Source organism: Paraburkholderia diazotrophica (assembly GCF_900108945.1).
GTDB lineage: Bacteria > Pseudomonadota > Gammaproteobacteria > Burkholderiales > Burkholderiaceae > Paraburkholderia > Paraburkholderia diazotrophica.
Window position 1 is genome coordinate 154,775 of sequence record NZ_FNYE01000007.1, and the last position, 24,116, is coordinate 178,890.

At 65.1% G+C, this 24,116-nt stretch carries 24 protein-coding genes and 1 pseudogene; 16 read left to right on the plus strand and 9 right to left on the minus strand.

What is annotated here, in order from left to right; genetic code table 11:
- Positions 1–10 precede the first annotated feature (10 nt).
- From BMW76_RS12055 to BMW76_RS12090, 8 genes are all read left to right on the plus strand, one after another.
- Complete coding sequence (locus BMW76_RS12055) at positions 11–1,771, plus strand: HAD family hydrolase (protein WP_090865357.1); 1,761 nt, start codon at positions 11–13, stop codon at positions 1,769–1,771.
- Between the two features lie 165 nt (positions 1,772–1,936).
- The gene (gene coxB / locus BMW76_RS12060; protein WP_245763202.1) at positions 1,937–2,938 is read left to right on the plus strand and encodes a cytochrome c oxidase subunit II; all 1,002 of its coding nucleotides are present in this window, start codon (positions 1,937–1,939) and stop codon (positions 2,936–2,938) included.
- The gene (ctaD, locus tag BMW76_RS12065) at positions 2,935–5,574 is read left to right on the plus strand and encodes a cytochrome c oxidase subunit I (protein WP_090865359.1); all 2,640 of its coding nucleotides are present in this window, start codon (positions 2,935–2,937) and stop codon (positions 5,572–5,574) included. Before coxB ends, ctaD begins: the two co-directional genes overlap by 4 nt.
- Positions 5,574–5,918, plus strand: a complete 345-nt coding sequence (locus tag BMW76_RS12070; protein WP_090865360.1) for a hypothetical protein — start codon at positions 5,574–5,576, stop codon at positions 5,916–5,918. The genes ctaD and BMW76_RS12070 overlap by 1 nt, the downstream gene beginning before the upstream one ends.
- The gene (locus BMW76_RS12075; protein ID WP_407668940.1) at positions 5,894–6,901 is read left to right on the plus strand and encodes a cytochrome c oxidase assembly protein; all 1,008 of its coding nucleotides are present in this window, start codon (positions 5,894–5,896) and stop codon (positions 6,899–6,901) included. Before BMW76_RS12070 ends, BMW76_RS12075 begins: the two co-directional genes overlap by 25 nt.
- Positions 6,898–8,268, plus strand: a complete 1,371-nt coding sequence (locus BMW76_RS12080; protein ID WP_177200363.1) for a c-type cytochrome — start codon at positions 6,898–6,900, stop codon at positions 8,266–8,268. Before BMW76_RS12075 ends, BMW76_RS12080 begins: the two co-directional genes overlap by 4 nt.
- A gap of 69 nt (positions 8,269–8,337) precedes the next feature.
- Positions 8,338–8,841, plus strand: coding sequence for a CinA family protein (locus tag BMW76_RS12085; RefSeq protein WP_090865361.1), 504 nt, complete (start codon positions 8,338–8,340; stop codon positions 8,839–8,841).
- 73 nt (positions 8,842–8,914) lie between these two features.
- Positions 8,915–9,130 carry a hypothetical protein gene (locus BMW76_RS12090; RefSeq protein ID WP_090865362.1) on the plus strand — a complete coding sequence of 72 codons (216 nt, stop codon included), beginning with the start codon at positions 8,915–8,917 and terminating at the stop codon, positions 9,128–9,130.
- A gap of 162 nt (positions 9,131–9,292) precedes the next feature.
- Here BMW76_RS12090 and BMW76_RS12095 read toward each other — a convergent pair whose 3' ends face one another.
- Positions 9,293–9,736: a CBS domain-containing protein gene (locus BMW76_RS12095; RefSeq protein WP_090865363.1), complete on the minus strand. Its 444-nt coding sequence runs from the start codon at positions 9,734–9,736 to the stop codon at positions 9,293–9,295.
- A gap of 136 nt (positions 9,737–9,872) precedes the next feature.
- Here BMW76_RS12095 and BMW76_RS12100 point away from each other — a divergent pair, with 136 nt between their 5' ends.
- Together BMW76_RS12100 and BMW76_RS12105 are read left to right on the plus strand one after the other, a co-directional pair.
- Positions 9,873–10,280 carry a hypothetical protein gene (locus tag BMW76_RS12100; RefSeq protein WP_090865364.1) on the plus strand — a complete coding sequence of 136 codons (408 nt, stop codon included), beginning with the start codon at positions 9,873–9,875 and terminating at the stop codon, positions 10,278–10,280.
- Between the two features lie 20 nt (positions 10,281–10,300).
- Positions 10,301–10,852: a hypothetical protein gene (locus BMW76_RS12105; RefSeq protein WP_143062250.1), complete on the plus strand. Its 552-nt coding sequence runs from the start codon at positions 10,301–10,303 to the stop codon at positions 10,850–10,852.
- 68 nt (positions 10,853–10,920) lie between these two features.
- Here BMW76_RS12105 and BMW76_RS12110 read toward each other — a convergent pair whose 3' ends face one another.
- From BMW76_RS12110 to BMW76_RS12120, 3 genes are all read right to left on the minus strand, one after another.
- Positions 10,921–11,124, minus strand: coding sequence for a CsbD family protein (locus BMW76_RS12110; RefSeq protein ID WP_090865366.1), 204 nt, complete (start codon positions 11,122–11,124; stop codon positions 10,921–10,923).
- Positions 11,125–11,208: 84 nt separating this feature from the next.
- The gene (locus BMW76_RS12115) at positions 11,209–12,159 is read right to left on the minus strand and encodes a DUF72 domain-containing protein (RefSeq protein ID WP_090865367.1); all 951 of its coding nucleotides are present in this window, start codon (positions 12,157–12,159) and stop codon (positions 11,209–11,211) included.
- Positions 12,160–12,274: 115 nt separating this feature from the next.
- Positions 12,275–12,586: a DUF2934 domain-containing protein gene (locus tag BMW76_RS12120; protein ID WP_245763203.1), complete on the minus strand. Its 312-nt coding sequence runs from the start codon at positions 12,584–12,586 to the stop codon at positions 12,275–12,277.
- A 103-nt stretch (positions 12,587–12,689) separates the two neighbouring features.
- On the opposite strand from BMW76_RS12120, the gene BMW76_RS12125 reads away from it, so the two are divergent.
- Positions 12,690–13,214, plus strand: a complete 525-nt coding sequence (locus BMW76_RS12125) for a universal stress protein (RefSeq protein WP_090865368.1) — start codon at positions 12,690–12,692, stop codon at positions 13,212–13,214.
- 66 nt (positions 13,215–13,280) lie between these two features.
- Here the strand turns inward: BMW76_RS12125 and BMW76_RS12130 are convergent, their stop codons facing one another.
- The 3 genes from BMW76_RS12130 to BMW76_RS12140 are packed head-to-tail and all read right to left on the minus strand — an operon-like array spanning position 13,281 to position 18,651.
- On the minus strand, positions 13,281–16,181 hold the full coding sequence (locus tag BMW76_RS12130; protein WP_090865369.1) for an Hsp70 family protein: 2,901 nt from the start codon (positions 16,179–16,181) through the stop codon (positions 13,281–13,283).
- Between the two features lie 14 nt (positions 16,182–16,195).
- The gene (locus tag BMW76_RS12135; RefSeq protein WP_090865370.1) at positions 16,196–18,067 is read right to left on the minus strand and encodes an Hsp70 family protein; all 1,872 of its coding nucleotides are present in this window, start codon (positions 18,065–18,067) and stop codon (positions 16,196–16,198) included.
- Positions 18,064–18,651, minus strand: a complete 588-nt coding sequence (locus tag BMW76_RS12140; protein WP_090865371.1) for a DUF2760 domain-containing protein — start codon at positions 18,649–18,651, stop codon at positions 18,064–18,066. The genes BMW76_RS12135 and BMW76_RS12140 overlap by 4 nt, the downstream gene beginning before the upstream one ends.
- A 441-nt stretch (positions 18,652–19,092) precedes the next feature.
- Between BMW76_RS12140 and BMW76_RS12145 the strand changes: the two genes are divergently transcribed.
- Both BMW76_RS12145 and xth read left to right on the plus strand, forming a co-directional pair.
- Entirely contained in the window at positions 19,093–19,494 is a 402-nt protein-coding gene (locus BMW76_RS12145; RefSeq protein WP_090865372.1) for a DUF3597 domain-containing protein, read from the plus strand.
- Between the two features lie 97 nt (positions 19,495–19,591).
- Positions 19,592–20,374, plus strand: a pseudogene (xth, locus tag BMW76_RS12150) (exodeoxyribonuclease III); the annotation flags it as partial.
- A gap of 314 nt (positions 20,375–20,688) precedes the next feature.
- On the opposite strand, the gene BMW76_RS12155 reads toward xth, so the two are convergent.
- Positions 20,689–21,609: an LLM class oxidoreductase gene (locus BMW76_RS12155; protein WP_407668941.1), complete on the minus strand. Its 921-nt coding sequence runs from the start codon at positions 21,607–21,609 to the stop codon at positions 20,689–20,691.
- A 308-nt stretch (positions 21,610–21,917) separates the two neighbouring features.
- On the opposite strand from BMW76_RS12155, the gene BMW76_RS12160 reads away from it, so the two are divergent.
- The gene (locus tag BMW76_RS12160) at positions 21,918–22,196 is read left to right on the plus strand and encodes a hypothetical protein (RefSeq protein ID WP_090865374.1); all 279 of its coding nucleotides are present in this window, start codon (positions 21,918–21,920) and stop codon (positions 22,194–22,196) included.
- Positions 22,197–22,272: 76 nt separating this feature from the next.
- Positions 22,273–22,584 carry a superinfection immunity protein gene (locus BMW76_RS12165; RefSeq protein ID WP_090865462.1) on the plus strand — a complete coding sequence of 104 codons (312 nt, stop codon included), beginning with the start codon at positions 22,273–22,275 and terminating at the stop codon, positions 22,582–22,584.
- A gap of 138 nt (positions 22,585–22,722) precedes the next feature.
- Here the strand turns inward: BMW76_RS12165 and BMW76_RS12170 are convergent, their stop codons facing one another.
- A complete protein-coding gene (locus BMW76_RS12170) occupies positions 22,723–23,193 on the minus strand; it encodes an NUDIX hydrolase (RefSeq protein ID WP_090865375.1) in 471 nt (156 codons plus the stop codon).
- 296 nt (positions 23,194–23,489) lie between these two features.
- Between BMW76_RS12170 and BMW76_RS41830 the strand changes: the two genes are divergently transcribed.
- Positions 23,490–24,098: a hypothetical protein gene (locus BMW76_RS41830; RefSeq protein WP_245763190.1), complete on the plus strand. Its 609-nt coding sequence runs from the start codon at positions 23,490–23,492 to the stop codon at positions 24,096–24,098.
- The last annotated feature ends 18 nt before the right edge of the window (positions 24,099–24,116 follow it).

Sequence of the window (24,116 nt, forward strand, 5' to 3'; positions counted from 1 at the left end):
CGGAGGTGTCATGCGTTATCTGGCTTTGGCGACGGACTACGACAATACGCTCGCGGAACACGGCAGCGTGGCTGACGCCACGTGGGCCGCGCTCGAAAGGCTGCGCGAGTCCGGCCGCTATCCGATTCTCGTCACTGGGCGCGAACTCGACGACCTGATGACGGTCTGTCCGCGCCTCGACATGTTCTCGCGCGTGGTCGCCGAAAACGGCGGCGTGCTGTTCGACCCCGCAACGAAAGACAAACGGCTGCTGGCCGATGCGCCGACGCAGGCGTTCGTCGACGCGCTGCGCGAGCGTGGACTGGAGCACTTCAGCGTCAGCGAAACGCTGGTCGCGACGATGAAGCCGAATGAACAGATCGCTTTCGAAGCGATACGCGATCTCGGCCTCGAACTGAACGTCGTGTTCAACGGCGATGCCGTGATGATTCTTCAGCCCGGTATCAGCAAGGCATCGGGTTTGATGGCGGCGCTGGCGGCATTGCGGCTGTCGCCGCTCAACGTCGTCGGCGTGGGGGACGCCGAAAACGACCATGCGTTGATTCGCGCGTGCGGCATGTCGGTCGCGGTGGAAAACGCGCTGCCGGCGTTGAAGCAGCACGCGGATCTCGTGACTTCGCAGCCGGACGGCCGGGGCGTGGCCGCGCTGATCGATGCGCTGATCGCCGACGATCTGCGCGGCCATGCATCGTCGCTTGCCAAATGCAGGCTCACTGTCGGCCAGCGTCGCGGGGCGCCCGAGTCGTCTGTCGCGCCCGTCGTGTCGATCGATGCATACGGCAGCGTCGTGCTGCTGGCGGGCGCGTCGGGATCAGGCAAATCGACGACGACGGAGGCGCTGCTCGAAAGGCTCACGGACGCGGGGCATCAGCTTTGCATTTTCGATCCGGAAGGCGATTACAGCAGCGACGATCATACGGCCGTGGTCGGCGACGCGCAGCACGCGCCCGCCGAAGACGAGGCGTTACAACTGCTCGAAGGCGCGCGCCAGCCCGCCGTCGCGATCAACATGATGCGCGTGCCGCCCGGCGATCGCGCGCAATATTGCGCTGCGCTGCTGCCGAGGCTGCAAACGCTGCGCGCGCGGACAGGGCGGCCTCATTGGCTCGTCTTCGATGAGGCGCATCATCTCTTTCCCCGCACGTGGGCTTCTGCGAGCGCAGCCGTTCCTGATGCGCTCGAATCGGCGCTCGTCGTGACCGTGCATCCCGAGGCGCTTTCGCCGGCGCTGCTCAAGCATGTAAACGTGGTCATCGCGCTCGGCGACGATGCCGCCAGCAAGCTCGACGAGTTCGCGTCGTCTGTCGGGATCGACCAGCCCATTGTGCCGACGAAGGGTGTCGAGCGCGGCGAAGCATTGTTCTGGGAGCCGGCTCAAGGCGAGCCTCGCGTGGTGACGATCGAGCAAGGGCGCGGACAACATCGCCGTCATCTGCGGAAGTACGCGGAAGGCCTGCTGATTCCCGAGCGCAGCTTTTACTTTCGTGGGCCGCACGGCAAGCTCAACTTGCGCGCGCACAATCTCATCCTGTTTGTCGAGCTTGCCGAAGGCGTCGACGAAGAGACGTGGCGCTTTCACCTTCAGCGTGGCGACTACTCGCAATGGTTCGAAAGCGTGATCGGCGATGCCGATCTGGCAAACGAGACGAGGGCGATCGAACAGGACGGATCGGTGTCGCCGGATGAGAGCCGCTCGCGCGTGCTGTCCGCGATCAGCGCGCGCTACACGCAGCCCGAGAATCCAAATCTGCCGCGTGTGGGCGAACGGTAGTGCGGTCGTTTGTGCAGCGACGCGCGTGCGTGCATGGGCCGCGTGGCATCGCGGAACGGAATTTGCTGTTGGCGTGTGTCCGCCTTTCCGGCTGCTGCCATGCACGAAAACCCGCGTCGAAGCCTCACGATTGCGTTGCAGCGTTCGCATGCGCGTGTCGTGCGCATGCTGACGCTGACGGCGCTATTCATGAGCGATGCGGTCGCGCAGCCAAACCAGAACGCGCTGCAGCCGGCAGGGGCGCAAGCCGCGCACATCGCGCGGCTGTGGAATCTGACGCTCGTCGTCTGCGGCGTCGTGTTCGCAGGCGTATTGCTCGCGACGCTGGTCGCGCTCGCGAGGCGGCGCGGCGATGCCCGCACGCCACCCGAGCCCGCGTCGGCGGATGCGCCCGAACAGCGGACGCGCCGCTTCGTCATCGGTGCAACGGGGCTCTCGGTCGTGTTGCTCGTCGGGCTCGTCGTCGCGGACGTGATGACGGATCGCGCGCTGTCGCGCCTGCCCGTGGACGACGCGGTCCATATCGAGGTGACGGGCCAGCAGTGGTGGTGGCAGGCCGCCTATGCGCCTGACGGGGGCAACGCGGGCTTCGTCACGGCCAATGAACTGCATGTGCCCGTCGGGCGCCCCGTGATCGTTTCGCTGAAGGCAGGCGATGTCATCCACAGCTTCTGGGTGCCGAATCTGCATGGCAAGAAGGACATGCTGCCCGGCGTCGACTCGACGATCGAGTTTCGCGCCGACCATGAGGGCGTCTATCGCGGGCAGTGCGCGGAGTATTGCGGCGCCGGGCACGCATTGATGGCGATGCTCGTCGTCGCGCAGCCGCCGGACCGTTACGCGGCATGGCTCAGGCAACAGTCGGCGCCCGCCGTTTCCGCAGACGACGCGCTCGCAGTGCGCGGCCGCCAGGTCTTTCTGCAATCGAGTTGCGCAGGCTGCCATTCGGTACGCGGCACGTCCGCGCAGGGCACGCTCGCGCCCGATCTCACGCATCTGATGAGCCGGCAGACCATCGCTTCAGGCGTGCTGGCGAATACGCAGGCGAACCTGCTGGCGTGGATTCGCGATCCTCAGGCGCTGAAGCCCGGCACGACGATGCCTTCCGTGCCGCTTGCCGCAGACGATCAGCGCGCCGTCGTCGCGTGGTTGGGTACCTTGCAATGAGCACGGCCGAACCGCGCATCGAACGCGTCGACGCAGACGTTTCGCTGAAGGACGGACCCGACGCGCCGCAATGCGCACGCGATGCGCTCGCCGTCACGTGGAGCGATCCACGCGGCCTGGTCGGCATGTTGTCGGCCGTCAATCACAAGACGATCGCACGGCGCTTCGTCATCACGACGTTCGCATTCTTCGTGCTCGCCGGCATGCTCGCGCTTGCGATGCGCACGCAGCTTGCGCGCCCCGACAGCCGGCTGATCGGCCCGGAACTCTACGACCAGCTCTTCACGATGCACGGCTCGACGATGATGTTCCTGTTCGCCGTGCCCGTCATGCAGGCGGTGGCAGGCTATCTGGTCCCGCTGATGATCGGCGCGCGCACCGTCGCGTTTCCGCGCATGAACGCGTACGCGTACTGGGTGTTCCTGTTCGGCGGCCTGATGCTCTACACGTACTTCGCGATCGGCTCGGGTCCGCGCGCCGGCTGGTTCAGCTATGTGCCGTTGGCCGGTCCCGACTACGCGACGGGCAAAGGCTCGGACGTGTGGGCGCAGATGATCACGTTCACCGAATTGTCCGCGCTGCTGGAGGCCGTCGTGCTCATCACGACGATTCTCAAGATGCGGGCGCCCGGCATGTCGCTGAACCGGATGCCGCTCTTCGTGTGGGCGATACTCGTCACGCAGTTCATGGTGCTGTTCGCGATGCCCGCAATCATGCTTGCCAGCACGGCGCTGATTCTCGACCGGCTCGTCGGCACGCAGTTCTACAACCCGTCGCTCGGCGGCGACGTGCTGTTGTGGCAGCACCTGTTCTGGTTTTTCGGGCACCCGGAGGTGTATCTGATCTTCATCCCGGCGCTCGGCTACATGTCGTCGATCATCGCGACGTTTTCGCGCCGCCCCGTATTCGGCTATCCGGCGATGGTGCTCGCGCTGATCGCGACCGCGTTTCTCGCGTTCGGGCTGTGGGTTCACCATATGTTCGCGACGTCCGTGCCCGCGCTCGGCAAGAGCTTCTTCACGGCGGCGAGCGTGATGATCGCGATTCCGTCGGGCATGCAGATCTACTGCTGGCTCGCGACGCTGCTCACCGGGCGGCTCAATCTGAAAGTGCCGCTGCTGTTCGTGCTGGCGTTCTTCTTCATTCTCGTGCTCGGCGGGCTGACGGGCGTGATGCTCGGCTCGGTGTCGCTCGATCTTCAGGTGCACGACACGTATTTCGTCGTCGCGCATCTGCACTATGTGCTGCTCGGCGGCGCGGTGTTTCCGCTGTTCGGCGCGTTCCATTACTGGTTCCCGAAGGTGACGGGAAGAATGCTCGACGCGCGGTTGGGTCAGTGGCAATTCTGGCTGTTCTTCATCGGCTTCAATGTGACGTTCTTTCCGATGCATCTGCTCGGACTGCATGGCATGCCTCGCCGCGTCTGGACGTACCCGCACGGCATGGGCTGGGACACGATGAACTTAGGCGCGACGGCGGGCGCGTACATGATCGCGCTGAGCGTGCTGCTCTTCATCGTGAACGTGGTTCGCAGCGCGCGACACGGCGAGCGCGCGCCCGCCGATCCGTGGGGTGCCGATACCCTCGAATGGAGCACGCCGAGCCCGCCGCCCGCGCACAACTTCGACGCGTTGCCTGTCGTGCACGGACGTCATCCGTTGTGGGAGCCGGCTCGCGAGCCGCGCTGGGTATCGGGCCTGACGGCCGGCGCGCGCGAAGTGCTGACGACGAGCGTGCTCGACGCGAGGCCCGATACGCGTCCGCTGTTTCCGTCGCCGTCGCTATGGCCTTTCCTGAGCGCGGTCGCGACGACGGTGTTCTTCATCGGCTCGATCTACACGCCTAGCGCGGTCTGGTGGGGCACACTGCCCGTTGCAGTCGCGATGATCGCGTGGTTCTGGCCGACGCGGCGCTTCAATGCGATCGCGCGTGCGCTAGAACGATGGCCCGAATCTGCGGACGACGCAACGGCGAAGCCGGTGCACGCAGCGACGACGTCGCAACCGTCGCGAACCTCGCGAACCGCATCGCCCGATCAACGGCCTTCGACACTCGACGTGCGCAACCTCGCGAGTTTCGGCTTCGGCTCGCGCAGCCTGATGTGGTGGGCGACAGCAGGGCTGATGCTGATCGAAGGCACGGTGTTCGCGATTGCCGTCGCGATGTACTTCTATCTGCACAGCGTCAATGCGGCCTGGCCGATGCATGCGCCGCCGCCTTCGCTGATGTGGGGTTCGCTGAACACGGTGGTCCTGCTGCTCAGCATCGCGCCGAACGAATTGGCGAGACGCGCCGCGCAGAAGGGCCATCGCGAAGACGCGCGGCTATGGCTCGCCGTGTGCCTCGCCTTTGCCGTGGTCTTTCTGGTGCTGCGAGGTTTCGAGTTCGCGGCGCTGAACGTGATGTGGTACGCGAACGCGTATGGGTCGATCGTCTGGCTGCTGCTCGGATTGCACACGACGCACCTCGTCACCGACACGGTCGACACGGCCGTACTCGCGCTGCTGCTCTACACCGGGCCTTTCGAAGGCAAGCGTCTTGTCGATACCAGCGAGAACGCCGTCTACTGGTATTTCGTCGTGTTGAGCTGGCTGCCCGTTTATGCCGTGATCTATCTGGCGCCAAGGATGCTGTGATGAACCGGATGCCTGCCGCTGGATGGCTCGGATTGCTTGCTGCTCCCATCGTCGTATTGAGCGTGCAGAGCATCGACTACGCGCTCGTGCATGTCGCGTGTACGCACGGCAGCCGCCTCGCACTCGGCATCGTCAGCGGCATTGGCCTGCTGTTCTCGGGCGCGACGGCGTGGCTCGCGTGGCGCCTGTGGCGGAGCGCTTCACGGCGCTCTGCGCAGAGCGGCACGGCAAGCCATGCACGCGTCGCGTTCTTCGCGGTCATGGCGATGCTCGTCGGAGCGTTGTGCACGCTGATCCAGTTGATGATGTGGTTTCCGCAATGGCTACTTTCGCCTTGCCGTTGAGACGTGTCGCGAAGTTCGTCGCCGCTCTTGCGCTACGTGCGCTGCTTGCGCTACTCGCGCTGCTTGCGTTGTCGATGTCGACGGATGCGCTCGCGCATGTGCTCGACGACACTGCGCGCGCCGCGCCGTCGTTCGGCTGGACCGGCGAGCCGTGGGTGATCGCATTGATGGCGGCGAGTCTTGCCGCGTATGTGATCGGTCATGTGCGGTTGCTCAGGCGAGGGGCGCGGCGCATCGAGAGCGCGCGGTTGCGGCGAACGCATCTGCTTGCGTTCGTGGCCGGTTGGGCCGCGCTCGCGCTGGCCTTCTTCTCGCCACTCGATGCGCTGGGCAGCGCGCTCTTTTCCGCGCACATGGTGCAGCACGAAGCAATGATGCTCGTCGCGGCGCCCTTGTGCGTGATGGGCCGCCCGCTCGGCGTGTGGATCTGGGCGTTGCCGCATCGCGCGCGCCTGCAGGTCGGACAGTGGATCAGGGCGCGCGTGTTCGTGCGCTTCTGGCACATGCTGACGATGCCCGTCACCGCGTGGATGCTGCACGCGGCGGCGTTGTGGGCGTGGCATGCGCCCGCTCTCTTCGAAGCGGCGCTGATGCGCCCGTGGGTTCACACGCTGCAGCACACGAGTTTTCTGCTGACGGCGCTCCTCTTCTGGTGGAGCATTGCAGGCGAGGGCGCGCGGCGGCAGACGGACGGCCACGCGATGCTCTCGCTGTTTACGACGATGGTGCACACGGGCGCGCTCGGCGCATTGATCACGCTTGCGCCGCAGCTCTGGTATCCGCTGTACGTCGAGCCATGCACCGTGCTCGGTGTCGATCCGCTGCATGATCAGCAGCTCGGCGGACTCATCATGTGGGTGCCCGCAACCGCAGCGTATCTCGCGGGCGCACTGGCCATCGCGGCGCGCTGGCTGATGCGCCGCGATGCACCCGTGCTGACCGCGCAGCATGCCGTGATCGTGCGGCGGGATGGCGTGCAATGAGACGGCGACTTCTGAGCGCGGCAGGCCGCACGACCCTCGTCGTGCTCGCGGGCGCATGCGCCGTGTCGCTGTCGTATCTCAGCGGCGCATATCTCAGCGGCGCAATGGGTGAAGCAGCTACCACGTCTGCGTCCGGTTCGGCTCAAACGCCATCGGCGTCGGCGGATCGCGAGTTGCTTGCGCGCGGCGAGTACGTTGCCAGGGCCGCCGATTGCGCCGGCTGCCACACGGCGCCAGAGCATGGCGCACCCTATGCGGGCGGGCTCGGCATGGGGTCGCCGTTCGGCACCATTACGTCGAGCAACATCACGCCCGATGCGCAATACGGTATCGGCCGCTACAGCTACGACGAATTCGCGCGTGCGTTGCGCGAGGGTGTCGCGCGAGGCGGCAAGCGCCTTTATCCGGCGATGCCGTATGCGTCGTTTGCGAAGATCACCGACGACGACATGCGCGCGTTGTATGCATACATGATGCGTGGCGTCGCGCCTGTCGCGAAGCCGGCGCCGCCTTCGGACGTCGCGTTTCCGTTCAATCAGCGTTGGGCGCTGCGTTTCTGGCAGATGGCGTTCATGCCGCGCGGCGTCTATCGGCCGCGCGCGGACCGCGATGCGCAATGGAATCGTGGCGCGTATCTGGTGCAATCGCTTGGACACTGCGGCGCTTGCCATACGCCGCGTGGAGCGGGCTACCAGGAGCGCGGCTATGACGAGTCGTCGCGCACTTATCTGACGGGCGGCATCAACGATCACTGGTTCGCGCCCAATCTGACAGGCGACGCGGGCTCGGGACTCGGGCGCATGAAGCCTGGCGAGATTGCCGCGTTCCTCAAGACGGGACATGCGGCGGGCGTCGTCGCGTATGGCAGCATGGTCGAGCAGATCGAGGACAGCACGCAGTACCTCAGCGACGACGACCTTCAGGCGATCGCCCGCTACCTGAAGTCGCTGCCCGCTCAGCAACCGTCGGGCACCTACACGCCGCGCGCCGATCCCGCCCGCTCGCCCGCCAACGGCAGCCGTGTGTCCGACCGCCTGTCGATCGGCTTCAATGTCTATCGCTCGTTCTGCGCGCGCTGTCATCGCGACGACGGCGCGGGCATCCCCGGCGCGTTTCCCGCGCTGGCGGGCAACCCGTCCGTTCTCGCGGAAGACACGACATCGCTGATCCGTTTGCTGATCGAAGGCGGCAACAGCCCGTCGACGCTCACCGGTCCGCCGCGCCAGGCGATGCCCGCATTCGTCGGCACGCTGGCCGATGTGCAGATCGCCCAGGTGCTGACCTATGTGCGCAGCGCATGGGGCAACAACGCGCAGCCGATCACCGCCAACGACGTCAGCGCGTTGCGCGAAATACTGCACAAGTGAGCGGGCCCCGGGGAACGGCATGCAGATTGCTGGAGGCCGGGCAACGAAGCGTTGTCGGGAGTAAATGCGATGAATGTGCCGAGGCAGGTCGTATCGTTTCTTGCTTCGCGCGGGCTCAGGCTCGCCACGGCCGAGTCGTGCACGGCCGGGCTGATTGCGTCGCTGCTTGCGGAGGTGCCCGGCAGCGGAGCGTGCCTCGATACGGGCTTCGTCACGTATTCGCCGGAGGGAAAGGCCGGTTTTCTGGGCGTGCGCGAGGCGACGATGCAACAGTATGGTCTGACCAGCGAGCCGGTCGCTCGCGAGATGGCCGAGGGTGCATTGCAGCATGAAGGGGGCGCTGCAGACGTCGCAGTCGCGAACACGGGCGTCGCCGATGGCGCGCCATCCGTTGGGCCGCCCGCAGGCACGCAATGCTTTGCATGGTCGTACCGGCTGCGCGGCGGCGGCATCGCGACATTCACCGAGACGAAGCAGTTTGGCGGCAACAGAAACGAAGTCAGGCGGCGCGCCGCGCAGTACGCGCTCTCACGGATCGAGCATTACTTCAACGCGCTGGCTTCACGGCGTTGACGCTGTGCGTCGCGTCGCGAGTCTCGCGGTGCGACGCGCGCCGTCACAACATTGGGAACAAGAGGACAGCATCATGGAAATGACCTATGCGTCCTGCACCGTCGGCGTCACGGCCGGCGTCGCGGACGGCAACCTGGTGGCGAGTGTGCGGATCTATTGGCCATCCAATGAAGACGCCGCAATGCAGACCTACGAGTTCGAAGTGCCGGGGAACTTTCTCGACGAGAAAGAGGCGATCGTTTTCGGCACCGAATGGGCGAAGGAATGGATCGACGAGCATTGCGTCTAGTCGCGTGCGAGAGGCGTTGCGATGCAGATGCGTGCAACGTGGCCGGGCCGCGCGCATCTGCTCTGATCCTTCCTTACCAATGCCCTGAAGATTTTTCGTGTATTTCGCGTATTTTCGTGTTCCGGGCGAGTGGTTCACGCGTTGCGCAATGGAATGCGTCGCCTATCGGTGAGAACTGCCCGGGCGGTCGGGCGTGGCAGGCGCGGATACCGCGCCGAGCGTCGACGAAAGGCCGCCATCCTGCGACGTCGCCACGTCGCCGATCGAGACCATTCCGACGAGGTGCTTCTCGCGATCGAGCACGGGTAGCCGCCGTATCTGCGAGGACGCGAACTTGCGTTCCGCTTCGTCGATGTCGTCGTCTTCGAAACAGTACTCGACCGGGCCGCTCGCGACATCTTCGACGGGCGTAGCGGGTTCGAGGCCTATCGCCACTGCGCGCACGACGATATCCCTGTCCGTCACGATGCCCGTCAGCCGTGAACCGTCACAGATGGGAAGCGCGCCGACGTTCAACCGGTCCATCAATTCCGCCGCGTGACGGATGCTGTCCTTGGGCGCGAGCGTTTCGGCTTCGCGCGTCATCACTTCGCTGATCGTGGTCATGCGAGTCTCCTTCGTTTGGGTTGGGGAAGTCATGGCATGCATCCGGCGTTCCTCGTTCAGAGGCGGTGCGTGCCTGTCAGTGCGGCATGCAGGATGCTCGAATACAGGGCGATGGAAAGCGGGGATAGGTGGACAGATGGCAGCGTACCTGAGCGCGATATTTCGTTCGTACCGCGATGCATGCGACGCACAACGGTTGCTCGACGAGTCGGTGCTGCGCGAGTCGGGCGCATTGTTCCTTTTTCCAATCGGCCCTTCGACGCGCTGCGCGCGCGCAGTATGTCCGGCGCACGAACCGGATCATGCGGAATACGCGGCGCATGGCGAGCAGTTCGCGATCATGGCCGGCAACCGTTTTATCGAGCCGCATGCGGACTACTTCGTCGCCGGGCTGCATGAAGACAGGCGAGCGGGTCATACGTTGCTGGTCGCGGCGCATGCTGAATCGTCGGTGCTCGTGCAGATGTGCGACACGCTGAAGGACTGCGGAGCATTCGCGATCCGGCTGCCGGGATCGCGCTGGCGTCTTTGCCACTCGCGATAGCGATGTGCCGCGGACGTTGGATGAAATCACTTGCGCTCGTGTATCCCGTCGTTGCGATGATCGCGAGCGGATGCTCGGAAGTGCCGCCGGGCACCGCATCGAACGTGGGCGGCACGCAGGTCGCGGAGCCCCTCAGCGCGAGTGCAGGCGACGTGCAGCGTGGAGGACTCGAGCGCATCGTGGTGGATATGCGGCCCGTGCCGCCGCATGAGAAAGTGGTTGCATCGAACAATGGCATCGACGGGCCGGCCGCCGCGCAGCTTTTGCGTGAACGTCTCGATGCACTGGTCCGTCCGCATGTCGAGACATGGGACACGCATGACGCGCCGAAAATCGTGATCGATATCGACCGGTATGAACAGGTCTTCAACGAAAGGAAGCGCGGTTATGCGCTCGTGCGCGGAGAAGTCAGTCTGCAGGCAACGACGGGCGCCATTCATCAGCGCCTGTTCGTTGCACGTGTGCCGATCGTTTCGCGCACGAGCGGTTCGTTGCGTGACGCAATGACGGGCGCACTGGACAACTTCGCATCGCAGATTGCCGTCTGGGCCGATTTGCAGTTGCAGCCCTGAGACCTGAGCGAAACGGCCGACTCTTCGCGCGAGCCGGGCGATGCGGTTACACGACGACGATTACACGACTACAGGTTCGTCGGATTGCCTGGATCGGTCTTGCCCTTTTCGATGTTCTCGCGTTGATCGCCGAGATCCTTGCGGTTATCGCCTTCCGTGATCTGCGCTTCGCCCTTGGCTTTTTTCGCTTCGTTGCGCGTGATCGTACCGACTCCCTTGTTCACGTAACCTTTTAGTTCTTCCTTGATGCCTTCCGTTTTGTCGTTTGCCATTTGCGCCTCCGTGAGTGTGAACAGCGAAAGGGTCGCCAGACTTTCACCCGTCTGACGACACTCGAACAGAAAGGGCCGCAAGCGCTATGCCGGCTTGTGAGGAAGCGGTGTACGAGCGGCTCGTCTGACGCGCTGCCGGAGTGGCGTTTCCGTGGGCGATTGCGCGGGTTGATCGAGCCGTGCTTTCAGGCGCGCGGCATCGAAAGGCGCTTCGACTTTCGTATCGTTGTCGAAGTAGACGAGCACGTCGCGCGAGCGGCGCCGCGTCGCCGGCTTTGGCGCGAACCTCACCGCGTCATGCGGTTCGCCGCCGTGCGCCCATGCGTCGATGCGGGCCGCGAGCCGTTCGAGCGTAGCGTCGGCATAGGCGCCGCTGTACAGCGTTTCGCTGCCGTGCAGACGCAGATAGACGAAATCGCTCGTCACGTCTTCGCCGTAGGGCCAGCCTGCTGTCGAGTCGGATATCACGAGTGCTGCCTTGTACTTTCGCAGCAGGGCCACGAATCCGGGCGTGCAAAAGCTTGGGTGACGAATTTCGATTGCATGCCGAAGGCGCCGGTTCACGTCGACGCTGAACCACGGATGGCTGACGCGTGCATCGTGTTGCGCGGCGAATTGGGCCGCCGACGCGAAGTCCACGGGCAGCAGCGCGAGGAATGCTTCGAACGATTCGGGGACGAACGCGAAGTTCGGCGGAAATTGCCACAGAAACACACCGAGCTTTTCGCGCAACGCAAGCACGCCGGACGCGAAGAAATTCGCCATTGCCGGGCGCGCCGTTTCATCGCGAAAGCGCAGCATGTGAGTGAGGTAGCGCGGACCCTTCACGCTGAAAAGGAAATTGCGTGGTGTTGCGTCGTACCACGACAGATAGCTCTCGACGGTTTGCAGCGAGTAGTGCGAGCCGTTGATCTCGATCGTATCGACGGCGCGCGACGCGAATTCGAGCTCGCGTTTTTGCGCGAGTCCTTCCGGATAGAAGACGCCTCGCCAGCCCGAATAGCGCCAGCCTGAGATACCGATCCTGATCGTCATCCGGGCTCTCCTCGTGAAAGACGCGTGGCGCAAAGACTCGTGGCGTTCGGGCGCGCAATTCGTGTTGAACGCATTTGCGCCGAACGCATTCTTCAAATCCCGCGATTTGCGCTCGTCATCTCGTCCGCTTCGCGCGCGGCTTGCCGCTTATATCGTCGTGAGGGGTGTTGCCTTCCTGCGGGTCCTCACTCTCGATATGGCGCTTCACCGATTGCGCGGCAGGCTGCGCGTCTTGCGCATCGTTGGCGCCCTCGGCTTCGATCTGTCGGCGCGCCGTGTCCCAGTACTCGTCGGCGTGCTTTTTCGGATCGTCGTCCTGTTCCCAAAGTTGGTACGCACGTTCCCTGATGCGGTCGTCCGTGCTCCGTTCATCGCCCTGCATGGCCATCGCGTTCTCCTCGGTCCCTAAGCGCATGACAGCGAGCATGCGCAATGCCTGATGCACAGCGCTCGTTCAGCGCTCATTTGCCGCTAACTCTCGCGTTTCATCATGCCTGCATCGCGCAAACGCAACGACGGAGGTACACACGATGATCAGGCACATTCTGGTAGCAGTCAGCGCCAGCACGAACGACGCCCTACTGAAGACGGCGATCGACAAGGCGCGCGACACGGGCGCGCGGCTCACAGCCGTGTATGTCGTCGATACGATGCCGCGGTGGGCGATGATGGGTGTCGAGCATGGCTGCATCGATACGCCGCAGATGGTCCACGAGCTCGAGCGTATCGTCGAGCGCCGCTGCAGCGATACGTTCGAATGCGAAGCATGGGACATCCAGACACGTGCGATCACAGTGCCGCTGCAAAGCCGCAGCGTGGGACGCGAGATCGCGAATCTCGCCGTTCAGCTCGACGCCGATCTGATCGTGGTCGGCGCGGGCCGCGCTTCAAAGTGGAGGTTCTGGGAAGAGCGGATGAGCGATGTGATCGGACGTTGCACGCGGCGGACCGTGCTGATCGCGATGGGCACGCAGCCGTCGGGCCGCGCGCACGACTGCGCGATGGCACGGGCCGACGCCCGACGCGCAGGCGCGGCTCATGCGAAGGCGGTTTGACTCGCGGCAGGATCGAGCGTGAATCAGATTTACTGTGAACCAGGCCGAGCGCAAATCAGGCGCGCATCACGCGCCGCCTATCAGCTTCAGCCCCGCCGGCAGCGATTCGCCGAATACGCGTCCGGTGTCGGCCTCGTCGAGCGCGACCGTCTCGCGCACCATCCGCACCCACGCGGGCGCCGCGCCGAGCGCTTCGAGCCGCCGGATCACGGTCTCGCGCGCTTCGTCGGGCAGGTCGCGCGAGCGGTCGCCCGTCATCCGCGACAACTGCACGGCGGCGAATGCGGCGGGCTCGACTTTCTTCCAGTCGAGCGCCAGCACGGCGTCGAGCCACGGCAGCGCGACCTCGGGCGGCACCACGCCATGCGCGCTGCCATAGAACGGCAGACGCGCGCCGATGCGCCCGATCGCCCACCACGTCTGGTGATTCTCAGAAGGCTTGCGCAGCCGTTCGAGCAACTGCTGCGCGAGCGCGATCTTGCGATCGACGGAAATGCGTTCGAGCGACGCCTGCACGCGAATCATGTCCGCGTAGCCGACCTTCGCGGGATCGAATGGCAGCTTCTGCTTCTTGATGCTGGCGGCTTGCAGGAAGTCCATCGCGTCGAGCAGCTGCAATTGCGCGTCTTCGTTCAGCCCGCCCGCCGCGCGTCGCCACAGCGTCCACCATTCGGACCACACCTGGCTTTCGTGGATGTACTGAATGCCGTCGTCGAAGATCGACCAGAGTTGCTCGACGCGCCACTCGTCGAGCGGATAGCCGAAGCCCGGGCGCACGCAGTAGCCCGTGAGGTTGAGCCACAGCCGCTCGTGAGCGGCCGAGCGCCTTCTGCGCTTCGCGCGTTCCCACAGTGCGCCGAACAGTTCGCGCAGCAGCGCGACGTCCCAGTTGTCGCGCGGCCCGAGCGTCTGTTCCAGTTGCGCGCGCAGCCGCTTCACTTCGTTCGGGCCCACGTCCGACGAACGCGCACCGAACGAGCGCTCGATCAGCTCGATTGCGTGATCGAGCGACGGATGGCGCCCGGATTCAATCGCCTCGTCCGTCGCGGCCGCCGCCTCGTTGCGCCGCAGTTCGAATTGCAGCAGCCAGCGTTGCGGAGGATCGTCGGTGGCGATGCAGGTCACTTCGAGCGTGCCGACTTCCGTCATCGACGTCGTCAGCCGGACGGCGCGCTCGTCTGCATCCGTCGCATGCTGGCGTTGCACGACGGTCGCGATGGGCGGCAGGCGCACGAAGTCGCCTTGCGACAGATCGGCGAGTTCGCCCGGCGCGAAGCGTGTGTCGGCGACCGTCGACATCAGGTGAAAGCGCACGGGCTGCCCCAGGCGCAGCGCGAACACGCGGTCATCGAGATGCACTTCGTGCGCTTCTTCCGTGCCGCGCGGCAACAGGCAGATGCCCTGATCGCCTTCGAGCACGAGGAAATAGCTGCGCGCCGAGCCCCCGCCGATGCGCGGTGCGTTGCCCGTGCGCGCAAGTCCATACGCGACGGCGCCGCGCGCGACCGCGACATCGGGATGATCGTTGTGCAGCACATGCAATGGCTCGCCGCGCCACGCGCCGAGCGTTTGCGCGAGCCGCTCCGTCAGCGGCTGCGCGCGGAACACACCGCCGTTGAGCAGCAGCGTGTCGGGTACGGGCAGCGTGTCGGCGTTGTTGCCGTGGTCGTCGTTGTGTTCGGAGCCCTGGTCACTCTCGCCGCTTTGGCTGGAAAGGGCCAGCGCGTCGCGCGATTGCGCGGCGAGCCGCTTCAGGAACGCGGCGACGTGACGCGTGACGGCGGCATCGCTCGCGTAAGGCAGGCCGAACTCGACGATCGCCGCGCGCGAGCGGCGCGGCATCTCGTCGGCGGCGACCTGTGGAAAGAATCCGTCGACGACGACCGTTTCGATCTCGTCGCGCGTCACGTGCGTGGTGCGCGCGCCGCCGATCACGCGCGAGCCCGCGCCGAGCAGCGTGATCGCGACGGACGCGGGCGCGTTCGCATCGAGCAACTGCTCCTTCGCGACGCGGCAGCGTTCGACCAGCTGCGACAGACTCGCCGCCGACAGACGCGTCTGGCCGTCCTGCGTTTGCGAAAGCCGCGTCTCGACGAGCCGCGCGAGCGCGAGGTCCATGTTGTCGCCGCCGAGCATCAGATGATTGCCGACGCCGATGCGCGTCAGTTGCGGCTCGCCGCTTGCGTCGATGTGCACCTTGATCAGCGTGAGATCGGTGGTGCCGCCGCCGACGTCGCAGATCAGCACGAGCCGCGTGTCGGCCAGTTCGTCGCCGAGACTTGCGCGATGATGGAACAGCCAGTCGTAGAACGCCGCCTGCGGCTCTTCGAGCAGCCGCAGCGCGGGCAGCTTCGCGAGACGCGCCGCTTCGAGTGTCAACGCGCGCGCGCCTTCGTCGAATGACGCAGGCACCGTGAGAATCACGTTCTGCTGTTCGAGCGGCGCATCGGCGAAGCGCGCGTTCCACGCGGCGCGCACGTGCGCGAGGTAGCTCGCGCTCGCGGCGACGGGCGAGACCTTCGCGACGTCCTCCGGTGCGCCCCAGGGCAAGATCGGCGCGAGCCGGTCCACGGACGCATGCGACAGCCAGCTTTTCGCGCTCGTCACGAGACGCCCGGGCACTTGCGCGCCGAGCGTGCGCGCAAGCCGCCCGATGATGGGCGGCGGTTCGTCACGCGATCCGTCACGTGATCCGTCCCGTGATCCTTCGCGCGCTTCATCCGTTGCACGCGACCACGGCAGTTGCAGATCGCCGGGATTCAGCTCGCCCGCCGCCGGGTGATAGCGCACGGACGGCAACAGCGGCTGCGCGCCCACTTCGCCTGGGCCAACCAGCTGCTCGACATCGAATACGCGAATGTCGTCGGTGCCCGGCTCGACGTACGCGACGACGGTATTGCTCGTGCCGAGGTCGATGCCGACCGTGTAGCGCCTCGTGGCCTGCGGCTTCGGCTGCTTTCGCTTCATCGATGAGCCGATGTTCAGCCCTGCGCGCCGCCGCGCACGTCGAACTCGACTTTCCAGCGCTCGTCGGTGCCGCGCGGGATCGCTTCGAGTTCGAGCGTGCCCGTTTCCGTCACGCGCGCGTGCAGCTTGACGGGCACGACTTCGCCGACCGTGCGGCCTTCCGCCGGCAGCGACGCTTCGATCTCTTCGAGCTCCTGCAATTCGTCGGGTGACCAGTAGTCGAGCATCGTGCCGACCTGATCGAGACGCCGCACCGACGAGCCGAAGAAGCGAAACCGCACCGGCTCGCCGACGACGAGGCCGAATTCCTGTTCCGGCAGCGGCGCATCGGTGCCTTCTTCCATGCCGAAGGGCGCGACGCACAGCGCCGAGATGGGCGGCTCCATGCCTGGCACGGCGGGCATCGCCGATTCGATCGCGATGTAGTACGAGCGCGCCGTGCCGCCGCGAATGCGCACGCCGCGCCCGCGCTTCACGTAGCCGTAGTAAGCGGCGCCGCGCGCCACGGCGAGATCGAGATCGGCGCCTTCGAGCAGACGTGCTGCCGCGCCGCCATCGGCCGCGAGCCAGCCGTTGAGCGTCGTCATGATGCGCTCGACGAGCAGCGGCGACTTGAACACGCCGCCGTTGAACAGCACGGCCGTCGGATGCAGGAACGTCGCATCCCGTTCGAGCGGCAGTTGCCCGGACCCTTGCGACTCTTGCAGTTCCGCGAGCGCCGCGACCTGGCGGCCGAGGAACGCCGCGAGATGGCGCGTCACGCCCGCGTCCTGCGCGTACGGCAGACCGAGTTGCGTGAGGCCGGCGCGCGTGCGGGCGATGGGCCGCGCCGATGCGTCGACTCGCGGGAAAAAGCCTTCGAGAATGGTCTGCGTGAGCTCGTCGCGCGTGAGTTCGGTGCGGATCGATCCGCCGATCAGCCTCGAGCCGCGGCTCGGCACGACGAGGGGAACGGTATCCGTCGACGGATCGGACAGCAGCGTTTCCTTCGCGCTTCGGCACGCATAGGTGAGGGCGCGCAGCTGCCACGGATCGGCCTGCGTGCCTTGCGACGCGAGCTTGCGCGCGACGACGTGCGCGAGCGCGAGGTCCATGTTGTCGCCGCCGAGCAGAATATGCTCGCCGACCGCGACGCGATGCAGTTCGAGATTGCCTTCGCGTTCGATCACGGCGATCAGCGAGAGGTCGGTCGTGCCGCCGCCCACGTCGACGACGAGAATGATGTCGCCGATCTTGACCTGCTTGCGCCACGCGCCGTCACTCTTCTGAATCCAGCTGTAGAGCGCGGCCTGCGGCTCTTCGAGCAGCGTCATCTGGCCGCGGTTCTGGCCGTAACCCGCGGCGTTCGCGGCTTCCGCCGTCAGCTCGCGCGCGGCGGGATCGAACGACGCGGGAATCGTCACGGTGATTTCCTGGTCGTCGAACGGCGCGTCGGGGTGCGCGTGGTTCCATGCTTCGCGCAGATGCGTCAGATAGCGCACCGAGCTTTCGAGCGGCGACACGCGCGTCACTTCGGGCGGCGCGTCGCTCGGAAGAATCGCCGCACGGCGGTCGACGCCCGGATGGCACAGCCAGCTTTTCGCGCTCGACACGAGGCGGATCGGCGTGCCCGCGCCACGGCTGCGCGCCATTTCGCCGACGACGAAATCGCGTTCGCCCGTCCACGGCAGCGCGAGATCGCCGGGCGTCAGTTCGCTCGCATGCGGCAGGTAGAGAAACGACGGCAGCAGATCGAGATCCTCGATCGCGCCGGGCGCCGTGAGCTGCGCGACGGGCATCACGCGTTGTTCCGTCTTTTCGCCGTCGCTTGCGGCGAGATCGACATACGACAGCGCGCAGTGCGTCGTGCCCAGGTCGATACCGATCGAATAGCGCGGATCGCTCATAGTTCCACCTCGGCGGGAGCGAGCACGGTGGCGTCATGGCTTTGCGTGAGCTTCGGCAGGCGCACTTCGGCGACGCGCCAGCCGCGATGGCTGATGCTGCCCGTAAACGGCGCCTTGCCGACCACGTTGCCCGTGAGGCGGATCGCCGTCGCGTCGAAGCCGTCGTTGATCGTCACGCGGCTGCCTTCCGCTTCGTCGCGCACGGGGCGGATCGTGAAGTGCTCGCGCAGCGTCGCGCGGCAGCCGTCATGGACGAGGCGCGCGGCGGCGCCGATGTCGGCGTCCGAGTACTTCGCGATGTCCTCTTCGACGAAATCGATGAAGCGCGCATCGCGTTGCAGGAGGCCGAGCAACTGGAGCGCGGCGTCGGGCGTGGCTTCCTTGATCACAGGCGCGGGAGCGGGCGCGGGCCGGGGCGCCGGTGCGGGCGCAGGTGTCGCCACGGGAGCGGCGGCAGGAGCGGGCGCCGCGCCGCTGCGCAGGCGCAGCACGCTTGCGGCGAACTCGCGGTCGCCGAGGATGCTGAAAAATGTGCCGAAGGCAAGCGACAGCCTGCTCATCAGCGAAACGTTCGGTTCGGTCATGAAAGATCGCTCCTGATTCTTTGGATACTGCCGCGGCGCGCGGTGCCGCGCGGCCGCATGGGGTTCGGGGCGGATGGCCGTGGCCGCCGTGGCCGCGAAATGGGCGGCTGCCGGTGCGCCAAATACGCATCAAATCCGCGTCAAAAGCGGTATTTTGCCTTGTTATGAGCCGACGACGGTCCAGAGTCTGATTCCGACACAAGAATGGCGGCCGGATTTTACGTCCTCAAGTAAGAATAGGCGGCATCGTCCTGTCATTTTTTGCGGCGAGGATAGTGGTTCGTGCGGGCGCATCCGGCGCAACGTTGCCTACAATCTCCACCGGACGCCTTGCGTGCGTCGATCCCGCGAAATTCCATCAGGCGGATGTCCGGGGCGGTTTCGTCGAGTGCGGCGTTACCGCCTTCAACCCGCCTTCAACCGATTGTCTGGAGGAAAGCCATGAGCATTTTCAGCACGATCCTCAGCAAGATTTTCCCGTCTAGCCATCCTGCCGTGCAGGCCGCGGCAGCGGCGCCCGAAGCCGCGCCCGCCGCCGAGGCACCTGCGGCCGCGCCCGCCGCGCCCGCTGCCGCACCGGCCGAACCCGTCGATGTCGAAGCCATCCTGACCTCGCTCGCTGACCAGAATCCGGAAAAGCTGAACTGGCGCACGTCGATCGTCGATCTGATGAAGCTGCTCGGGCTGGACAGCAGTCTCGCCGCGCGCAAGCAGCTAGCCGAGGAACTCAAATACAGCGGCGATACGAACGACTCGGCCGCGATGAACATCTGGCTGCACAAGCAGGTGATGACGAAGCTCGCCGAAAACGGCGGCAAGGTGCCCGACGATCTGAAGAACTGACAGGGCCGATCGGCCGCGTTCAGCCCGCGCGACGCGGCCTGGACACGCGTAAAGACGCGGCGCGCGTGGGTATGGCACTTGCGGGCGCCCGATGATCATGAAGCTCGCGACGTTCAACATCAACGGCATTCGTTCACGGCTTCCCGCGCTGCTCGAATGGCTGAAGCGGGAGGCGCCCGACATCGTGTGTCTTCAGGAGCTGAAGACGCCCGATGCGAGCTTCCCCAAGACCGAGATCAACGCGGCCGGCTATGGCGCGATCTGGCATGGGCAGGTGTCGTGGAACGGCGTCGCGATTCTTGCGAGGGACAGCGAGCCCGTCGAGACGCGTCGCGGCCTGCCGGGCGATCCGGACGATACGCATAGTCGCTATATCGAAGCGGCCGTCGACGGTCTGCTGGTCGGTTGCCTGTATCTGCCGAACGGCAATCCGCAGCCGGGGCCGAAGTTCGACTACAAGCTCGCGTGGTTGGAGCGCCTGATCACCTATGCGAAGAAGCTCGCCGACAGCGGGCATCCTGTCGTGCTGGCGGGCGACTACAACGTCGTGCCGACCGATTTCGATATCTACAATCCGCGCTCGTGGCTCAAGGATGCGTTGCTGCAACCGGAGAGCCGCGAATGCTATGCGCGCCTGCTCGCGCAGGGCTGGACGGATGCGTTGCGCACGCGCTTTCCCGACGAACAGGTCTTTACGTTCTGGGATTACTTCAGACAGCACTGGGAAAAGAACTCGGGGCTTCGCATCGATCATCTGCTGCTGAGCAAACAGGTCGCCGCGAAAATGCGCGATGCGGGCATAGACCGTTGGGTGAGAGGCGAGCCGCATGCGAGCGATCATGCGCCGGCGTGGGTCGAGCTGGATTTCGGCGGGCAGCGCGGCGCGCTTGGGTGGGCGTCGTCGGGGAGCAGAGATGCTGATGAAGATGCAGGGGGCGGACGCAGTGCGGCGAAGGCGGTTGTGAAGAAAAGTGCTATGAAGAAAAGTGCTGCGAAGCAAAGTGCCGTGAAGCAGAGTGCCGTGAAGCAGAGTGCTGTGAAGGTAAGTGCAGCGAAGGAAAGTGCAGCGAAGAAGAGTGCAGGGGAGCAAACTGCAGTGAAGAAGAGTGCAGCGAAGAAGAGTGCAGTGAAGAAAAGTGCAGTGAAGAAAAGTGCAGTGAAAAAGTAGCGGCACTCGCCTCGCGCACGGCGACATCACGTGTGCAAATGTGGCAGGACGTCAGCGGCCAGTTCCTCGATCACTTCGCGCACGGGGCGATCGGAATTCAAGTTCAGGGTCACATGATGCGTGTCGTTCTCGCGCATGTCGTCTAGCAGTTCGAGCAGCGCATGCCGTCCCGCGCGATAGCCGAGCGAGAGCGGCGTAGCGCGCTCATGCGGATCGCCGCTCAGATCGAGCCGCATCGCAACGCCGAACGCGCGAAAGCCCGGCATCGGCAGACGTTCGACGGCCGCGCGCCACATGCTACGTCTCGCACGCTGGGTTTCCGGCTCGCGGTGATACGTCATCCAGCCGATCGAATGCCTGGCGATCCAGTCCACGCTCTGTCCGCCCGAGCCGACGGCAAGCATCGGCACGGGGGAAGGCGGCTGCGGCAAGAGCATGAATTCGGGTGCGCCCTCCGGACGACGATCCGCCACCACGCGCGGCCCTTCGCCCAGCGCCGCGGCAACGGTTTCCCAATGCGCGCGATACAGTTCGCGCCGCTCTTCGCCATCGCGTCCGAACGCCGCGTATTCGGGCGGCCGGTCGCCCGAACCCAGCCCGAGGATGAAGCGGCCATTCGACAGCGTTTGCACGGAGTCCGCGCCCTTCGCGATATGCAGCGGATGGCGCAGCGTCAGCACGATCGCGCCGCTGGCGAGTGCGATCCGCGTCGTGTGCATCGCGAGCGCGCCGAGCAGCACCCACGGATCGAGATGACCCACGGGGTCGGGATAGTCCGCGCTGTTCAGCGGTACATCGCGCACCCAGAGCGCACGGAACCCGAGTGCATCGGCGAGCGCCGCGAGTTCCACCTGTTCGCGGAAGTCTGCAACGGTATCGCCCGCGCGCAGCAACGGCAGCGTCAGTCCGATCGACAGACGGCCTTCGGAAAACACCAGGGGTTCCATGGTGGATGCAATTGAGTTCATGAACGTGCGCCACCTGCTGCCGCAACGCTTGCGACGGTTGAACGGAAGCCGATCCTAGCATCGGCGCGCGAATCGCACCGGCAACGGGCACGACGACCCTGAGAGCCGCATGGGCAACGCGCCGGCATCGGTGCGCGATTTCCCATTGTTTGAAAAACGGGAACTGTGATTTCAATCTATGAGCATAGAAGTTTGATAGGACTCGCCTAAACTCATTCCCAACCGACGCCGCGCCAGAACATCCGGTTGCGACGTCTTCCTGATTCAACACTTTCCGGAGTCACGTCATGAAAACCCGTCTTATCGCAGCTTTGCTCGTCGCCGTATCCGCAGCCGTTGCCGCACCGGCTTTCGCGTCGGGCTACGGGCCCGCACCGTTCTATCGTCCGTCCGTCGGTGCTCCGGCCTCGCAACACGGCGTCAGCGCTCAAACGATCGCAGCAGAACGCAACCAGGCTGTCGATGCGAACAGCGCCGTTGGTGGCGTGGCCGATACATCGTCGGCATCGGGCAGCCGTCGACCGGCCGAAGCCGCTCGCGAATCGAACGTGTTCAAGGGCCACTGATCGCCGCACGCGGCGCGTGCAGCGCGCCGCAGCGACGACGATGGCGACCATCGCGAATAAGGCAGGAGGTCATGGCATGAGAACATTTTTCGAAGGACTGGTGTTGCTGGCGGCAGTAATCGTGTATTTCCTGCCTGCCATCGTCGCTGATTCACGCGAGCGCGACGACGCGTTCACACTCACGGTCTTCAACGTGTTGTTCGGCTGGACGGTGATTGGCTGGATCGCGGCATTCGTGTGGGCGCGCCATCGCGTGAGCGAAAAGCGGCTTGCGAATGTCGCGACGAAAACGCGCCGCTCGCTCGGTCGAGTGACGATTGCAAAGCTGGTCGCGCGCTCACACCGTGCGCGTCTGGCGCGGCGTCAGTCAACGGTATCCGTGCTGTAATAAATCTGGTAGAGGAAGCCGCCGGTCTCTGAGGCCGGCGGTTTTGTTTTTGCGCACAGGTGGAAGCGCTTGCGCGAACATCAGTCACGCGGCTTTCACACACAGCCAGTGCGAATCCCGAACTGAATCGACTCTCGATCACAACGCAGGCGTCCACCCGTTGAGCCCTACATCGTGCAAAGCGTCGCGCAGATTCTGCACGAATGCATCCGCGCGCTGATGCCGGCTCTGCTCGCGTGGATCGTAGCGGCGATTCAGCGCGAGCACGTCGACGATGCCTCGCGTCGAAACGCTCGTATCGAGATCGGAGATGTCGGTGACCTTGGTCCACGTGCAGCGTGTGATTTCGTTGCTGGGCACGGGTGATTGCCGCTCGTCGATATGCGCGGCGAACACGTGATGACAGGTGCGCGTGCCCGCGAATGCGAACAGGTACTGCATGCCGATGGGATGAAGGCGCGTCTCTTCGATCAGTTCGCGCACGGCGGCCGCTTCGAATGACTCACCCATTTCAGGCTTGCCGCCCGGCAGCGACCAGCGTGAATTCGTCTTGCCGACCAGCAGAATGCGTGTGCCCAGCCTGCATACAACAGTCGCACGTTGCTTCACGGTGTCTCTTCCAGGTAGGGACGCGATAGCACGGGCTTGAGCACGCCGTGTGCCGCGCGATGCGATGGCGCTCTCAGCCGCCATTCGACCGTATTGTCCGCTGATGGTGCGCACGACAAGTGACATCTTTATGACAGCCCTCACCGGAATGACGCAACGCTGTCACATGCATCGGAGAACCTTGATTGCGACCACGCGCCGCCGCGCGCGATGCCATCTGTAGCGCGGAATCGCAACGTACTGGCGGCGTGCCTGCAACGACCGGGCGAAGCGGCCGGCAGCGGCGAGGTGAATCGATGAACCCACTGTCCACGCAGCACAATTTCCAGAGCCTGTCGCTGAAGGATCTGCTCGAGGCGCGCGATCTGTATCACTGGCATCTGTCGAACAAGGCCAATGTGGTCGGCACGGCCGTGGGGCTGTATCTGATCCGCACCGATGAACCGTGGCCCGACCAGCACGCCGACACGAAGGGCCACGATGCGCGCAACGGCAAGGCGAAGGGCATACGCACATTCGACAACGCGGAGGTGCGGCCCTATTCATGGCCCGCCGTGATCGTGCTGGTGCGGGACTGGATCGACGCGGTGGAATTCGGTCATGGCAAGGTCGATCCCGATCATATGGTGCCGCGCACGCTTTACATGCCCGATGGCCGCGCAGTGCCCGTCTGCGTGGTCGCCGTCGATGGTCTGTGGGCGGCCTTCGGCGAGGACACGGCGAAACTGATGGGCGCGGGTGCACGTTTTCTCGCTGCGATGTGGGAAGCCGCGTATGCCGTCGCCGATACGTCGCTGCCTGCGGGCGCGCGTGAAATCGGCGAGCAGGCGCTCGCGCACGTGTATCAGGACAAGACGTTCGTGCCGTCGCTGACTATCGACAAGATCGGACCGGTGATCGGTTGAGCCATTCTTTCATCGCGA

Coding starts and splice junctions, on each gene's coding strand:
- BMW76_RS12130 (WP_090865369.1), bottom strand. CDS start 16,181: ATGAAGCGAAAGCAGCCGAAGCCGCAGGCCACGAGGCGCTACACGGTC.
- ctaD (WP_090865359.1), top strand. CDS start 2,935: ATGAGCACGGCCGAACCGCGCATCGAACGCGTCGACGCAGACGTTTCG.
- BMW76_RS12075 (WP_407668940.1), top strand. CDS start 5,894: ATGGCTACTTTCGCCTTGCCGTTGAGACGTGTCGCGAAGTTCGTCGCC.
- BMW76_RS12165 (WP_090865462.1), top strand. CDS start 22,273: ATGAGAACATTTTTCGAAGGACTGGTGTTGCTGGCGGCAGTAATCGTG.
- BMW76_RS12110 (WP_090865366.1), bottom strand. CDS start 11,124: ATGGCAAACGACAAAACGGAAGGCATCAAGGAAGAACTAAAAGGTTAC.
- BMW76_RS12160 (WP_090865374.1), top strand. CDS start 21,918: ATGAAAACCCGTCTTATCGCAGCTTTGCTCGTCGCCGTATCCGCAGCC.
- BMW76_RS12100 (WP_090865364.1), top strand. CDS start 9,873: ATGGCAGCGTACCTGAGCGCGATATTTCGTTCGTACCGCGATGCATGC.
- BMW76_RS12095 (WP_090865363.1), bottom strand. CDS start 9,736: ATGACCACGATCAGCGAAGTGATGACGCGCGAAGCCGAAACGCTCGCG.
- BMW76_RS41830 (WP_245763190.1), top strand. CDS start 23,490: ATGAACCCACTGTCCACGCAGCACAATTTCCAGAGCCTGTCGCTGAAG.
- BMW76_RS12090 (WP_090865362.1), top strand. CDS start 8,915: ATGGAAATGACCTATGCGTCCTGCACCGTCGGCGTCACGGCCGGCGTC.
- BMW76_RS12125 (WP_090865368.1), top strand. CDS start 12,690: ATGATCAGGCACATTCTGGTAGCAGTCAGCGCCAGCACGAACGACGCC.
- BMW76_RS12085 (WP_090865361.1), top strand. CDS start 8,338: ATGAATGTGCCGAGGCAGGTCGTATCGTTTCTTGCTTCGCGCGGGCTC.
- coxB (WP_245763202.1), top strand. CDS start 1,937: ATGCTGACGCTGACGGCGCTATTCATGAGCGATGCGGTCGCGCAGCCA.
- BMW76_RS12155 (WP_407668941.1), bottom strand. CDS start 21,609: ATGGAACCCCTGGTGTTTTCCGAAGGCCGTCTGTCGATCGGACTGACG.
- BMW76_RS12105 (WP_143062250.1), top strand. CDS start 10,301: ATGAAATCACTTGCGCTCGTGTATCCCGTCGTTGCGATGATCGCGAGC.
- BMW76_RS12145 (WP_090865372.1), top strand. CDS start 19,093: ATGAGCATTTTCAGCACGATCCTCAGCAAGATTTTCCCGTCTAGCCAT.
- BMW76_RS12135 (WP_090865370.1), bottom strand. CDS start 18,067: ATGAGCGATCCGCGCTATTCGATCGGTATCGACCTGGGCACGACGCAC.
- BMW76_RS12070 (WP_090865360.1), top strand. CDS start 5,574: ATGAACCGGATGCCTGCCGCTGGATGGCTCGGATTGCTTGCTGCTCCC.
- BMW76_RS12080 (WP_177200363.1), top strand. CDS start 6,898: ATGAGACGGCGACTTCTGAGCGCGGCAGGCCGCACGACCCTCGTCGTG.
- BMW76_RS12055 (WP_090865357.1), top strand. CDS start 11: ATGCGTTATCTGGCTTTGGCGACGGACTACGACAATACGCTCGCGGAA.
- BMW76_RS12115 (WP_090865367.1), bottom strand. CDS start 12,159: ATGACGATCAGGATCGGTATCTCAGGCTGGCGCTATTCGGGCTGGCGA.
- BMW76_RS12140 (WP_090865371.1), bottom strand. CDS start 18,651: ATGACCGAACCGAACGTTTCGCTGATGAGCAGGCTGTCGCTTGCCTTC.
- BMW76_RS12120 (WP_245763203.1), bottom strand. CDS start 12,586: ATGCTCGCTGTCATGCGCTTAGGGACCGAGGAGAACGCGATGGCCATG.